The organism is Streptococcus parasalivarius, from assembly GCF_054785155.1.
The window spans coordinates 243,696-256,961 of the sequence record NZ_BAABOB010000001.1; the positions used below are offsets into that span (position 1 = coordinate 243,696).

The 13,266-nt window shown below is 40.5% G+C and carries 14 protein-coding genes; 11 read left to right on the top strand and 3 right to left on the bottom strand.

Going from position 1 to position 13,266, the window contains the following annotated elements; genetic code table 11:
* Positions 1-46 precede the first annotated feature (46 nt).
* Positions 47-1,009 (top strand): Gfo/Idh/MocA family protein, encoded by a 963-nt coding sequence (locus ACYVQ1_RS01175; RefSeq protein WP_461249552.1) that lies wholly within the window; start codon positions 47-49, stop codon positions 1,007-1,009.
* A gap of 45 nt (positions 1,010-1,054) precedes the next feature.
* Here the strand turns inward: ACYVQ1_RS01175 and ACYVQ1_RS01180 are convergent, their stop codons facing one another.
* From ACYVQ1_RS01180 to ACYVQ1_RS01190, 3 genes are all read right to left on the bottom strand, one after another.
* Positions 1,055-1,357, bottom strand: coding sequence for a DUF1827 family protein (locus tag ACYVQ1_RS01180; protein WP_073687522.1), 303 nt, complete (start codon positions 1,355-1,357; stop codon positions 1,055-1,057).
* 9 nt (positions 1,358-1,366) lie between these two features.
* Entirely contained in the window at positions 1,367-1,825 is a 459-nt protein-coding gene (locus tag ACYVQ1_RS01185) for an NUDIX hydrolase (protein ID WP_461249553.1), read from the bottom strand.
* 142 nt (positions 1,826-1,967) lie between these two features.
* Positions 1,968-4,238, bottom strand: coding sequence for an ATP-dependent Clp protease ATP-binding subunit (locus ACYVQ1_RS01190; protein WP_454380841.1), 2,271 nt, complete (start codon positions 4,236-4,238; stop codon positions 1,968-1,970).
* 242 nt (positions 4,239-4,480) lie between these two features.
* On the opposite strand from ACYVQ1_RS01190, the gene argF reads away from it, so the two are divergent.
* The 10 genes from argF to ACYVQ1_RS01240 all read left to right on the top strand — a co-directional run bounded on the left by argF (position 4,481) and on the right by ACYVQ1_RS01240 (position 13,198).
* Positions 4,481-5,461 (top strand): ornithine carbamoyltransferase, encoded by a 981-nt coding sequence (gene argF, locus ACYVQ1_RS01195; protein ID WP_461249554.1) that lies wholly within the window; start codon positions 4,481-4,483, stop codon positions 5,459-5,461.
* Between the two features lie 68 nt (positions 5,462-5,529).
* Entirely contained in the window at positions 5,530-5,760 is a 231-nt protein-coding gene (locus ACYVQ1_RS01200; RefSeq protein WP_002885970.1) for a DUF1797 family protein, read from the top strand.
* Positions 5,761-6,074: 314 nt separating this feature from the next.
* Entirely contained in the window at positions 6,075-6,755 is a 681-nt protein-coding gene (locus ACYVQ1_RS01205) for an amino acid ABC transporter permease (RefSeq protein ID WP_002890385.1), read from the top strand.
* Complete coding sequence (locus ACYVQ1_RS01210) at positions 6,755-7,489, top strand: amino acid ABC transporter ATP-binding protein (RefSeq protein ID WP_461249555.1); 735 nt, start codon at positions 6,755-6,757, stop codon at positions 7,487-7,489. Before ACYVQ1_RS01205 ends, ACYVQ1_RS01210 begins: the two co-directional genes overlap by 1 nt.
* Before the next feature lie 171 nt (positions 7,490-7,660).
* Positions 7,661-8,137: a ferrous iron transport protein A gene (locus tag ACYVQ1_RS01215; RefSeq protein ID WP_461249556.1), complete on the top strand. Its 477-nt coding sequence runs from the start codon at positions 7,661-7,663 to the stop codon at positions 8,135-8,137.
* Positions 8,134-10,272, top strand: a complete 2,139-nt coding sequence (feoB, locus tag ACYVQ1_RS01220) for a ferrous iron transport protein B (protein WP_461249557.1) — start codon at positions 8,134-8,136, stop codon at positions 10,270-10,272. The genes ACYVQ1_RS01215 and feoB overlap by 4 nt, the downstream gene beginning before the upstream one ends.
* Before the next feature lie 17 nt (positions 10,273-10,289).
* On the top strand, positions 10,290-10,430 hold the full coding sequence (locus ACYVQ1_RS01225; protein ID WP_002890392.1) for a FeoB-associated Cys-rich membrane protein: 141 nt from the start codon (positions 10,290-10,292) through the stop codon (positions 10,428-10,430).
* Between the two features lie 149 nt (positions 10,431-10,579).
* Positions 10,580-11,356 carry an alpha/beta fold hydrolase gene (locus ACYVQ1_RS01230; RefSeq protein WP_195435537.1) on the top strand — a complete coding sequence of 259 codons (777 nt, stop codon included), beginning with the start codon at positions 10,580-10,582 and terminating at the stop codon, positions 11,354-11,356.
* A gap of 147 nt (positions 11,357-11,503) precedes the next feature.
* Positions 11,504-12,358 carry a bifunctional methylenetetrahydrofolate dehydrogenase/methenyltetrahydrofolate cyclohydrolase gene (locus ACYVQ1_RS01235; protein ID WP_461249558.1) on the top strand — a complete coding sequence of 285 codons (855 nt, stop codon included), beginning with the start codon at positions 11,504-11,506 and terminating at the stop codon, positions 12,356-12,358.
* 3 nt (positions 12,359-12,361) lie between these two features.
* Entirely contained in the window at positions 12,362-13,198 is an 837-nt protein-coding gene (locus tag ACYVQ1_RS01240; protein WP_461249559.1) for an NAD(P)H-hydrate dehydratase, read from the top strand.
* Positions 13,199-13,266: the final 68 nt, after the last annotated feature.

Below are 13,266 nucleotides of genomic sequence, written 5' to 3' on the forward strand. Positions count from 1 at the left end.
TTACGCCGTATAGTAAAAGAGTTTAGAGGAAGAAGGAGGTAAGTTGATGAAACTTGCATTATTAGGGACAGGAATGATTGTGACAGAGGTTCTTCCTGTGTTAACAACTATTGAGGGCATCGAGCTTGAAGCTATCTTATCGACACCACGATCGCTCGATAAGGCAGAAGCCCTAGCTAAACAATATGGCTTATCTCAGGCGACTAGTGATTATGAGTTAATTTTGTCTAATCCAGAAGTTGATACGATTTATGTCGGAACGCCTAATCATACCCACTATGACTATGCTAAGAAAGCACTTTTGGCCGGAAAGCATGTTATCTGTGAGAAACCCTTCACCCTTCATTTAGAAGAGTTTGAAGAGCTAGCTAAGCTTGCTCAAGAAAAAAAGCTTCTCTTGATGGAGGCTATTACTAATCAATATCTGGCTAATTTTACAGCGATTAAGGAAGCCTTGTCTGATATTGGGGATATTAAAATTGTGAATATCAATTATTCCCAATATTCATCACGTTACGATGCCTTCAAACATGGGGAAATTGCTCCTGTCTTCAACCCTGAAATGGGTGGGGGAGCACTTAGAGATCTTAATATCTATAATATTCACCTTCTTGTTGGCCTTTTTGGTAAGCCTAATCGTGTGGAATATCTACCTAATGTGGAGCGAGGAGTGGATACGTCAGGAATTCTAGTTTTGGACTATGGTAACTTTAAGGCTGTTGCCATTGGAGCTAAAGACTGTAGTGCGGAGATTCGTTCAACTATTCAAGGGGATAAGGGAGCTATTACTATTTTTGGTGCAACCAACACTCTTACTGAAATTGGAGTCACTCTCAATGGTCAGAAAGTGAGAGTTGTCAATCTTAATAGTCCACAACATCGTATGTATGATGAATTTGTAGCTTTTGAAAAGATGGTGGCGACCAAGGATTTTGACAGTGTTGCCCAGCAGTTGGAACATAGTCGTCAGGTTATGGAAGTTCTGGATCAAGCTTCGATAGCTTTGTAACATACTAAAAAACAAGCAGTGGTGTTAGCCATTGCTTGTTCTGTTTTATACAGTTGTTGGGAATGAAATCTCAATCAATTTGTCAGTGTGTACTGTTTTAAGTTTGTCCATCAAAACGATATCTTTGTCGATTTTTCGTTTGAGGAAGAATTCACGGATAACTTCTAATTCGTTGTCTTTAACAGCACGATGTTTATTTGAAATCAAGAGTTCATAATGCTTAGGTGCTTGTGTGAAGACAACATCAGTATTCCCAGCAGAGTAGGTCTCTACGAGAAAGGCATCCGTGTTGTCTAGTTGGTTTTGAACGAGTTCTTGGTGTGTACGGGTCGTATTAATGAGTTTCATAGTTTCCTCCTAAGATTTGCCAGTTGATATGTTGTTTGCTTTCCATTGTTTGATTCCCCATTTATGGCTGCCACGTTTAAGTTTAGCAATGGCTTCATCAATTGGAAACCAGGCCAGGTTATTGAAATCTTCGAGAGGTTTGCCAATTTTTGAAAAATCTACAACTTCATAAATATAGGCTGGATTGTAATAGTAAGTGTCACGGTGGCTTGAATAGAAGTATTCATCAGCCTGGCCATAGTACTGGCCTAAAGTGGCTGTAAACCCAAGTTCTTCAATTAACTCGCGTTCTAGTGCGCTATAGTGATCCTCGCCTGCTTCAATTTCTCCACCTGGGAGAAACCAAGCTCCGTTAGGAGCCTGGACTAAAATAATCTTTGTCTTTTCTTGGTTAGGAATCACAGCATAAACACCGTAACGTGTTTGATAATGAGCTCCCTCAACCTTGTCACCAAATGTTGGATTCATGAGTTGCTCCTTACGTTTATTTGCCTATATTATACTAAAATTTTGCTCATTTTCCTATTGATTTAGGCAGAATTAGGGATAAATTTGAAAATTGGAAATGAAAAGATAAATAAACCAAGTCGTAATGACTTGGTTTATTTGTTTAATCAGATTCTTTTGCTGCCTCAGCTTTTTGAGTAGCTTTTTCGGCTTTTTTAGCAGACTTAATGGTAATGTGGCCTTTTGAAGTCATGACTGCCTTGAGATCTTTTTCGTTTGGATTTTCAAGGTAGAAGTCGGTAATAGCATCTTCAATGTGATCTTGGATGGTACGACGTAGTGGTCGAGCACCCATCTTAGGATCGTAACCAAGGTCAACCAATTTTTCCTTAACTTTCTCAGTTACACTGAGGTGGATACCGTTGTTAGCCAAGCGTTGGTTGACATTATCAAGCATGAGGTCCACGATAGTAAGGAGATTTTCTTTGCTGAGGGCAGAGAATTCGATAATACCGTCAAAGCGGTTCATGAATTCAGGACTGAAGAAATCTCCAAGTTGGTTAAGAACAGAATTGGTACGATTTTCACGAGTAGCTCCAAAGCCAACGCTAGCTTCAACTTTACCAGTACCAGCATTTGATGTCATGATGATGATGGTATCCTTGAAGCTTACAGTGCGTCCTTGACCATCAGTCAAACGACCGTCGTCAAGTACTTGGAGGAACATGTGAAGAACGTCTGGGTGAGCTTTTTCAACCTCATCTAAAAGAATAAGTGAATAAGGATTACGGCGGACTTTTTCAGTCAACTGACCAGCTTCGTCGTAACCAACATATCCTGGAGGGGCACCAACCAATTTAGCAACAGCGTGTTTTTCCATGTATTCTGACATGTCGAAACGAATCATACTGTCAGCTGAACCAAAGAGTTCAATGGCTAATTGTTTAGAGAGCTCAGTTTTACCGACTCCTGTAGGACCTACGAAGAGGAAGCTACCAATTGGGCGGTTTGGAGCACCCAATCCAACACGATTACGGCGGATAGCTTTAGCAATCTTATCAACTGCAGCATCTTGTCCGATAACATGTGATTTAAGATCATCGGCAAGACTAAGAAGTTGTGATTGTTCTTTTTCTTTCAAATCACCGACAGGAATATTGGTTTTTTGTTCCACAATGGCTTCGATATGTTTTTCGGTGATGACAGGCATATCCTGGTCTTTGATGGTTTGCTTTTGCATTTCCTTGTATTTGGCAATTTGGTCACGGAAATAGGCAGCCTTTTCAAAGTCCTCGTCACGAGTAGCTTGAGCCTTGAGGTTTTCAGCCTCAATCAAACGTTTGTCGATATCTTTAGGATCAACAAAGTTGAGGGTCAAGTTCATCTTCGAACCAGCTTCATCAAGAAGGTCGATGGCCTTGTCTGGTAAGAAACGGTCTTGAATGTAGCGGTTGGACAATTCTGCAGCTGCAGTAATCGCTTCGTCCGTATATTTGACGTGGTGGTAGTCTTGATATTTAGGCTGAATCCCACGCAAAATAGTGATGGTTTCCTCAACAGTTGGTTCGTCAACCTTAACTGGTTGCATACGACGCTCAAGGGCAGCATCTTTTTCGATGATGCGGTATTCGTTGAGTGTTGTTGCTCCGACCAGTTGAAGTTCCCCACGAGCAAGGGCAGGTTTTAGGATGTTTCCAGCATCCATATTGCCATCTCCAGCATTACCAGCTCCTACGATTTCATGGATTTCATCAATAAATAGGATAACATCCTGACGTTGACGAATTTCTTCCATGAGTTTTTGCATGCGTTCTTCAAATTGGCCTCGGATACCAGTCCCTTGAACCAAGCTGACCACATCAAGACGGATGACTTGTTTGCCTTGGAGTTTTTGAGGAACGCTACCATCTACAATTTTTTGAGCTAGTCCTTCAACGACAGCAGTCTTACCGACACCGGGTTCACCGATGAGGACGGGATTGTTCTTGGTACGGCGGTTAAGAATTTCGATGACACGAATGATTTCCTCGTCACGACCAATGACTGGATCGATGTCTCCACGACGAGCGATGTCAGTGATGTTAATGCCGAACTCTTCAAGAAGACCTTGTGGCTGTTGAGGAGCTTGTTGGCGTGGTCCTCCTGGACGGCCTGGCCCTTGTGTATTGCCACCGTTTCCTCGGTTACCACCTTCTTGTGTTGGAGGTGTATTGGGAAGATCACCGTTAGAAGAACGGAAGTTATTTAGGTCACTGAAGAAATCATCGAAGAAGCTGGAACCTCCAGTTTGATTGAATTGATTAAGGGGGTTCTCTGGGTCAGATTTCATGATTTTATAACAATTTTGACAGAGGTCAACTTGTTGCTGATTACCATTTACATTGGTATACAAATGAATACTAGCTTCATTAAGGTTACAGTTTTGACAGAGCATATCAGTACCTCTTTTCTATCTGAATTGGGAAAGACCTTTATTGAAAATATTCTTGGTCAAAAAAGGTCAAATCTATGACTCCATTATAGCATGCGGGAGGTAGATTGCAAGAAAAAAGTATCTAGGTTTGGCGCTCTCTTAGCAGGAGTGCTAATATTGAATTTTAATTCAAAATCACTTGCTTATAATGTATAAATATTATATAATATTTTTATATTATTCAGAATGAAAGAGAGATACCTATGACACAAGCTAAATCCTTTTTGAAAGAAATCGACTTTACCAAGCAAGAACTCGAGGAGTTAATTGATTTATCTATAAAATTTAAACAGTTAAAGAAGGAAAGAATTCCGCATAAATATTTAGATGGCTTAAATATTGCCTTGATTTTTGAAAAAACATCTACCAGAACTCGCTCAGCTTTTACAGTGGCCGGTCAGGACCTAGGTATGAATGTGACCTACCTTGGTGCTGGAGACATTCAGTTAGGTAAAAAGGAATCTGTAGTTGATACGGCCAAGGTTCTGGGATCTATGTTTGATGGAATCGAGTACCGTGGTTTTAAACAAGAAGATGTTGAAGATTTGGCTAAGTACTCAGGGGTTCCGGTCTGGAATGGTTTGACGGATACCTGGCATCCAACTCAAATGATTGCAGATTTCATGACTTTGAAGGAACACTTCGGTAGTTTGGAAGACTTGACCATCGCCTATATTGGAGATGGTAGAAATAATATGGCCAACTCACTTTTGGTCACTTCGGCTATTTTAGGCGTTAATGTCAAGATTATAGCCCCAGAGGTGCTGCAACCCGAAGATGAGATTGTAGCCTTAGCTCAGAAACATAATAATGGTGCAGACTTAACCCTTACAGATGATATTTCAGAGGTCAAGGGAGTGGATATGCTTTATACGGATGTCTGGGTATCTATGGGTGAAGAGGTAGATTTTAAATCTCGTATTGATTTACTCTTGCCTTATCAAATTAATGCAGACCTACTAGCCAAGACAGAAAATCCAGATGTTATCGTTATGCATTGTCTCCCAGCCTTTCATGATCTCAATACCCAAATTGGGAAAGAAATCTATGACAAATATGGTTTGGCAGAGTTAGAAATTACAGATCAAGTCTTCCAAAAATACAGTGACATCATCTTCCAAGAAGCTGAGAATCGTATGCATTCTATTAAGGCCATTATGTACAATTCCTTGAAAAATATTTAAAATTCCCCCATTTTTCCCATAAGTGTGATAAAATAAGTAGGAAATACACAATTAATAGGAGAAATAACATGGAATCACATTTGGTGAGAATCATTAACCGTCTTGAAATGATGGCGGCTGATGGTGGTAATTTGAAACGTAATTTTGAACGTGAAGGAGTGGTTGTTGCCGAAGTATCATTTAGCAACGATCCTGAAAATGGTCCAGTTTTCACATTGCGTGACGTTGAAGCACGTGAATCTTATTCATTTGATAGCATCGACTTGATTGCAATGGAAATCTACGATTTGCTTTACTAATAAATCATTTGGGGACTTTACAAGGTTCCAAAAACTCAAAATGCCTGAAACTCGATAGTTTCAGGCATTTTTATCAGGATGAAAGCATAGGCTAATGCTTGTATGGGTTACCAAAATAGGCAGTATTTCAAATCATTGACAAACCTTTTGGGAAGATGTCATCTTAGGAGGACTTGAGGTGTCTTGCTTGAGAGATTTGATAGCGATGTCTATAACTTAGTTTTTATACTGAAATATCGCATTTATAAGAAAATACTTTATTTTTATACAGTCTTCTGATATAATATTGAAGAATATTAGTAAGGAGTATCTAGATGAATTTTTCATTTCTACCGCAGTTTTGGTCTTACTTTAACTATGGTGTCTTAGTAACAATTATGATTTCGGTCTGCGTGGTCTTCTTCGGAACCATCCTCGGGGTTTTGGTATCCTTGGCCAAGCGTTCTGGAATCAAACCTTTGGAGTGGCTAGTAAGCCTTTATGTTTGGGTTTTCCGTGGGACTCCTATGGTTGTGCAGATTATGATTGCTTTTAACCTCATCCATATGAACCTTCCAACTGTGCAGTTTGGGATTTTAAACCTTGATTTGTCACGTATCGTTCCGGGTATTATCGTCCTTTCTTTGAACAGTGGTGCTTATATTTCTGAGAGCGTACGTGCAGGTATCGAGTCTATTCCTAAAGGCCAGATTGAAGCAGCCTACTCACTTGGTATCCGTCCATGGAATACCATGCGGTATGTGGTCTTGCCTCAAGCTATTAAAAATATCTTGCCTGCCTTAGGTAACGAGTTTGTCACTATTATTAAGGATAGTTCGCTCTTGCAAACCATCGGGGTTATGGAATTGTGGAATGGTGCACAAACTGTTGCAACAACGACCTACTTGACTTTGACGCCGCTCTTGTTCGCAGCCTTCTATTATTTGATTGTAACAACAGCTATGACGGCACTCTTGAAACAAATGGAACAACGACTTGGGGAGGGACGTAAATAATGGCAGAAACAATTATTGAGATTAAAAATCTTCACAAGTATTTTGGTAAGAATGAAGTTCTCAAAGGGATTGATCTAGATATTAAAAAGGGTGAAGTAGTGGTTATCATTGGTCCTTCAGGATCAGGAAAATCAACCTTCCTACGCTCAATGAACTTGCTTGAGAAACCTACAAAAGGCGTTATTTCTTTTGAAGGTGTGGATATTACAGATAAGAATAACGACATTTTCAAAATGCGTGAAAAAATGGGAATGGTTTTCCAACAGTTTAACCTCTTCCCGAACATGACAGTTAAGGAAAATATCACCTTGTCACCGATTAAAACCAAGGGTGTTTCAAAAGCTGATGCAGACGCGAAAGCTATGGAACTTTTAGAAAAGGTTGGCTTGAAAGATAAGGCAGATGCCTACCCAACAAGTCTATCAGGTGGTCAGCAACAACGTATTGCTATCGCACGTGGTTTGGCTATGGATCCAGACGTTCTCTTGTTTGACGAACCAACATCAGCCCTTGATCCAGAAATGGTTGGTGAAGTTCTTGCCGTCATGCAAGACCTTGCTAAATCAGGGATGACAATGGCAATCGTTACCCACGAAATGGGCTTTGCCTATGAGGTGGCTGATCGTGTTATCTTTATGGATGGCGGTGTTATTGTAGAAGAAGGCACACCACAAGAGATTTTCGACGATACTAAGGAAGGTCGTACTAAGGATTTCTTGAGTAAGGTTTTGTAAGATATTCATTAAGTATGTATACATTGTTTGTGAAGGCTGGAACTTTTCCGGCCTTTTCTTTTTGTGTTCTGCTTTTCTAGAATCATTCTTGTTTAGGATAATTTTTCGGAAAAGATGGATAAATATGCTATAATGATGCCATATCAAAAATAATTAAGTAGGTCAAGAAAAATGCTCATATATGATGCGGCCTTAAAAACACCTTACCGAATTCTTGGCATTAACCTCCCTAAGGATAGTCTTTTGCACTTATCTAACCTAGGATTGGCTGCCGGTGAAACTATTGAGGTGGTAACTAAGACCAAGAACAGCGCTATTATTGTTGTTAAAGGGAGTCGATTAGCTTTTGACGCTTCGATTCTGGATAAAATTGATTTGGCACCTGCAGAGGAAAACCAGAAAAAAATCCCTCTTTCTGAACTACCAGTTGGACGTTCTGCCATAGTTACGGATATTTTCTCAGCAAATGAAACCAAACGTCGTCTTATGGATATGGGAATTACAAAGCGTACTCGGGTCTTATTGCGTAAGGTAGCCCCTTTGGGAGATCCTCTAGAAATTAGTTTGAGAGGGTATGAATTAACCCTACGCAAGTCGGAAGCGCAAATGATTAGTGTGGTCATGTTGGACGAGGGAGAGGAAAAATGACAGAAATTGCATTAATAGGTAATCCTAATAGTGGTAAAACTAGTTTATTCAACCTGATAACAGGGAATAATCAGCGTGTTGGTAACTGGCCGGGTGTTACTGTAGAACGAAAAAGTGGTCTGGTAAAAAAGAATAAGGATTTAGAAATCCAGGATTTACCAGGGATTTACTCAATGTCACCCTATAGCCCTGAAGAAAAGGTGGCGCGTGACTATCTGTTGAGCCAAAGGGCCGACAGCATTTTAAATGTAGTCGATGCGACAAATTTGGAGCGTAATCTTTATCTGACAACGCAGTTGATTGAGACAGGTATTCCAGTCACATTAGCACTTAACATGAGTGATGTTTTGGAGGCTCAGGGAAAACAGATTAATGTTGATAAATTATCTTATCATCTAGGCGTCCCAGTAGTGGCCACCAGTGCCCTCAAACAAACTGGTGTCGATCAGGTAGTGAAAAAGGCAGCTCATACGACAACTTCTACAGTTGGTGACCTTGCCTTTCCAATATACGATGATAAGTTGGAAGCTGCCATTTCGCAAATTTTAGAAGTCTTGGGAAATTCGGTGTCACAAAGGTCTGCGCGTTTTTATGCCATTAAACTCTTTGAACACGATGCTTTAGTTGAGGCTGAGCTAGACTTGTCCCCATTCCAACGAAAAGAAATCAAAGATATCATTCGTATCACTGAAGAAATTTTCACAGAAGATGCGGAGTCAATTGTCATTAATGAGCGTTATGCTTTTATCGAACGTGTTTGTCAGATGGCTCAGAGTCATACAGAAGATTTCGCTTTAACCTTGTCGGATAAAATTGATAGGATTGTTACCAATCGTATTTTGGCTTTGCCAATTTTTGCAGTAGTCATGTATTTGGTTTACTTCTTATCTATCCAGACCGTTGGAACCATGTGGACAGACTGGGCTAACGATGTACTCTTTGGTAAGTATGTTCCTGATTTGGTAACTTCTGGTCTTGATTATCTCCAAGTTCAGGATTGGCTAAAGTCTCTGATTGTTGATGGCATTGTAGCTGGGATTGGGACGGTGCTAGGATTCCTTCCTCAAATCTTTGTACTCTTTATCTGTTTGGGCATTCTTGAAGACATTGGTTATATGAGCCGTATTGCCTTTGTTATGGACCGTATTTTCCGTCGTTTTGGACTTTCTGGGAAATCCTTTATTCCCATGTTGATTTCGACGGGTTGTGGGGTTCCAGCGGTTATGTCTAGTCGAACGATTGAAAATGAAAGGGATCGTCGTATTACCATTATGACGGCAACCTTCATGCCTTGTTCGGCCAAGTTGGAGATTATTGCCTTGATTGCAGGGGCCTTCTTCCCTAGTAATTCTTTTGTGGCACCAAGTACCTATTTTATTGGGATGGCTACCATCATCTTATCAGGTATTGCTCTCAAAAAGACGAGTTTTTTGGGTGGCCTAACCAGTCCGTTTATAATGGAATTGCCTGCTTACCATTGGCCTAAAGCCATGTCAGTTTTGCGCTATGCCTTTGGTAAGGCTATGAGTTTTGTCAAACGTGCGGGAACCATCATTTTCAGTTTGACAGTTCTTATCTGGTTTATGTCTAACTACAACTTTACGCTACATACGGTAGATACGGAAGCCAGCATTTTGGCGACTCTCGGTAGGAGTTTGTCTTGGATTTTTGATCCGCTTGGATTTGGAAATTGGAAGGCAACAGTTGCGGCTCTTACAGGATTAGCTGCCAAGGAGACTGTTGTTGCCACCTTTGGTATTCTCTATCATAATAGCAGTGAAGCTGGTTTAGCTGAGGCTTTACGAGGAGATTATTCTTCCCTAGCAGCTTATTCCTTCTTAGTCTTTAATTTACTTTGTGCCCCATGTTTTGCGGCTATTGGAGCTATTAAGCGTGAAATGGCCAATCTTAAATGGACGGTTGGTGCTATCGGTTTTCAAACAGGCCTAGCTTATTGTGTGAGTTTAATTCTTTATCAGTTTGGCCAAGTTATCCTATACGGCAAGTCAACGACAATTTGGACTTTTGTTGCTTTCTTGCTGTTAGTGACCATGATTTATTTTGTGGTTCGTAAACCACGTCAGATTAAGGATCAAATCATTAGCTTGGATAATCTTCAAGAAGCCCATATTTAGGTTTAGGAGGAATTGTTATGTCAACGTTTATCATTGCCTTCATTATTTTTGCTTTGGCTGGTCTTGGCATCCGTCACTATATCAAAGGAAAAGGTTCTTGTGGCGATTGTGAGTGTTCTTGTCCGGTTAAGGAAGAAATGCATAAGGCTAATCGCTAATAATATATAGAAAAATGGTCTCTTAAATGAATAAGAGACCATTTTCTTACGATTGTAAGAAATGTATAAAGGTATGTAGGTTGGAAGTATGATACTATAAGATAGATAAATAATCTAATTTTTTAACGAAAAAGGGAGATGTATAAGGAATGGTTTTGAACAGAGAGATTGTCCTAATTCATGGGACCTGGTGTGATGGCAATGTTTGGGGAGAATTTGCGACAGGTCTACGTCAAATGGGATACAAGGTGCATACACCTAGCTTTCGTTACCATGACCTACCTTATCAAGAGTGCCTAGCTAAAGTTGGGACTGTTACCTTGCAGGACTATCGAGATGATCTAGTGGCTTTGATTGAAAGTCTAGACCAACCACCACTCATTTTGGGGCACTCTTTAGGCTGTCTAGTGGCTCAAATGGTTGCTGAAAAGACAGAAGTTGCTGGTATGATTCTCATGGGACCTGCTCCGACAGCAGATATTTATGCCTTTTATCCAACCATGTTAGCTTGTTTTGGCAAACACTTTTTACGCTGGGGTTTTTGGAAAAAAGCCATGCCCCCTTATAAAAAGGAGTTTTTCAAGTATTGCATGAATGAACAAGAGGAAGCTTTGAAAGAGGAAGTTTTTGCTGGTCTGGTTCCTGAATCAGGAAAAGTTTATACTCAGATGGCTCTTCATTGGTTTGATAAGACAAAGGCAGCTTATGTGGACTTTAGTAACATTTTATGCCCTGTTCTCGTCATTTCAGGAACCAAGGATAAGATGACTCATCCTAATATTGCTAGAAGAACAGCTAAGAACTACCGTGATTCTGTTCTCGTTTCCTTAACAGGTGCAGATCACATGTATGAAAGTGGCAAATACCAGCAGAAGACCTTGAAGGTTATTAAGGGGTGGAGTCAGCAAAATGGTTTTGTGGACTAGTCACGAAACATAATCAGAAGAAGTTGGAAGGCAATTCCAGCTTTTTTAGTTTTCATTTGAAACGTCTTTTGAAAATTTAGAAAATTTAGTCACAAAGAGTCCTCACTATGGTATAATTGAAAAAAAAGTATGTATTGGAGAACACCCATGGCGATAATAATGGATGGTAAGGCCCTAGCTGCTAAAATGCAGGATCAATTGCATGAAAAGGTAGCACGTCTAAAAGAAAAGGAATGGATTGTGCCAGGACTTGTGGTAATCATGGTCGGTGACAACCCTGCCAGTCAGGTTTATGTGCGTAATAAGGAACGTGCTGCTAAAAAGGCTGGCTTCCATAGTCAGACGATCAATCTTTCTGAGAGTATTAGTGAGGAAGAGTTGATTGAAGTTATTGAGCGCTATAATCAGGATCCACTTTTCCATGGTATCTTGGTTCAGTTGCCACTGCCGAATCATATTAATGAAATGCGTATTCTTTTGGCTATTGATCCTAAAAAAGATGTCGATGGTTTCCATCCTATGAATACTGGTAATCTCTGGAATGGTCGCCGTCAAATGGTGCCTTGTACACCGGCTGGGATTATGGAAATCCTTCGTGAGTACAATGTTGAATTGGAAGGTAAGACAGCAGTTATTATCGGACGTAGTAATATTGTTGGTAAACCTATGGCTCAGCTTCTTCTAGAAAAGAATGCTACAGTTACCTTGACCCACTCACGAACACCGCATTTGGCTAAGGTTTGTAGCAAGGCAGATGTCTTGATTGTAGCTATTGGACGTGCAAAATTTGTAACAGAAGAATATGTCAAAGAGGGTGCTGTTGTCATTGATGTGGGAATCAACCGTGATGAAGAAGGCAAACTTTGTGGTGACGTTGATTTTGATCAAGTGAAAGATAAGGTTGGCATGATCACGCCTGTTCCAGGTGGTGTAGGCCCTATGACTATTACAATGCTGATGGAACAGACCTATCAAGCTGCTCTTCGTAGTGCGAAAGGATAGTTTATGAAAGTTGATGACGATTTAGCTAGGCAAGTGATAACACCTCGCTTGAGAGAGTCTCACAAGGGTTCTTACGGTCGAGTGCTTTTAGTTGGTGGGCTTTATCCTTATGGTGGTGCCATCATTATGGCTGCCATAGCTTGTGTCAATAGTGGGGCAGGCTTGGTCACAGTGGCTACGGATCGTGAAAATATCACAGCCCTTCATGCTCATCTCCCTGAAGCCATGGCTTTTGACCTTAGAGAGACTGAAAGATTTCTTGAGAATCTTAGGGCAGCTGATGTGGTATTAATCGGTTCTGGCCTAGGTGAAGATGGTGCAGCTAGTCAGGCTATGGACTTGGTGCTGGCAAATATTAGGGCAGATCAAAATTTGGTTGTTGATGGTTCAGCTCTCAATCTTTTGGCTAAGAAAAATATGAAGGACTTAACAGATTGTCACCTTACTCTCACCCCACATCAAAAAGAATGGGAACGCTTGTCTGGTTTTAGGATTCCAGAGCAGACAGTTTCCAACACTCAAAAAACCTTAGGTGAGTTCCAAGCTGGGACAATCCTGGTTGCCAAGAGTCACAAGACGGCTGTCTATCAGGGTGAAAAAGTAGCTCATTTAGAAGTTGGTGGGCCTTATCAAGCCACAGGAGGAATGGGAGATACCTTAGCTGGTATGATTACTGGTTTTTTGGCCCAGTTCCCTTCAATTGATCGCTATAAGGCTGTCACAGTAGCTACCTGGCTTCACTCAGCTATCGCTGATGATCTGGCTAAAAATGCCTATGTGGTTTTGCCGACACATATCAGTAAAGCCATTCCTAGCTGGATGAAAAAGTTGTCAATATAATCTAAAAAACGTGTCTTATATTGAGGCAAGTTTTTTTAGATTTCGACATTTTTTTAAGTTTGCTAAAG

What these genes read in the sequence shown, in the direction of transcription:
- ACYVQ1_RS01175 (WP_461249552.1), top strand. Translation starts at nt 47, where the DNA reads ATGAAACTTGCATTATTAGGGACAGGAATGATTGTGACAGAGGTTCTT.
- ACYVQ1_RS01180 (WP_073687522.1), bottom strand. Translation starts at nt 1,357, where the DNA reads ATGAAACTCATTAATACGACCCGTACACACCAAGAACTCGTTCAAAAC.
- ACYVQ1_RS01185 (WP_461249553.1), bottom strand. Translation starts at nt 1,825, where the DNA reads ATGAATCCAACATTTGGTGACAAGGTTGAGGGAGCTCATTATCAAACA.
- ACYVQ1_RS01190 (WP_454380841.1), bottom strand. Translation starts at nt 4,238, where the DNA reads ATGCTCTGTCAAAACTGTAACCTTAATGAAGCTAGTATTCATTTGTAT.
- argF (WP_461249554.1), top strand. Translation starts at nt 4,481, where the DNA reads ATGACACAAGCTAAATCCTTTTTGAAAGAAATCGACTTTACCAAGCAA.
- ACYVQ1_RS01200 (WP_002885970.1), top strand. Translation starts at nt 5,530, where the DNA reads ATGGAATCACATTTGGTGAGAATCATTAACCGTCTTGAAATGATGGCG.
- ACYVQ1_RS01205 (WP_002890385.1), top strand. Translation starts at nt 6,075, where the DNA reads ATGAATTTTTCATTTCTACCGCAGTTTTGGTCTTACTTTAACTATGGT.
- ACYVQ1_RS01210 (WP_461249555.1), top strand. Translation starts at nt 6,755, where the DNA reads ATGGCAGAAACAATTATTGAGATTAAAAATCTTCACAAGTATTTTGGT.
- ACYVQ1_RS01215 (WP_461249556.1), top strand. Translation starts at nt 7,661, where the DNA reads ATGCTCATATATGATGCGGCCTTAAAAACACCTTACCGAATTCTTGGC.
- feoB (WP_461249557.1), top strand. Translation starts at nt 8,134, where the DNA reads ATGACAGAAATTGCATTAATAGGTAATCCTAATAGTGGTAAAACTAGT.
- ACYVQ1_RS01225 (WP_002890392.1), top strand. Translation starts at nt 10,290, where the DNA reads ATGTCAACGTTTATCATTGCCTTCATTATTTTTGCTTTGGCTGGTCTT.
- ACYVQ1_RS01230 (WP_195435537.1), top strand. Translation starts at nt 10,580, where the DNA reads ATGGTTTTGAACAGAGAGATTGTCCTAATTCATGGGACCTGGTGTGAT.
- ACYVQ1_RS01235 (WP_461249558.1), top strand. Translation starts at nt 11,504, where the DNA reads ATGGCGATAATAATGGATGGTAAGGCCCTAGCTGCTAAAATGCAGGAT.
- ACYVQ1_RS01240 (WP_461249559.1), top strand. Translation starts at nt 12,362, where the DNA reads ATGAAAGTTGATGACGATTTAGCTAGGCAAGTGATAACACCTCGCTTG.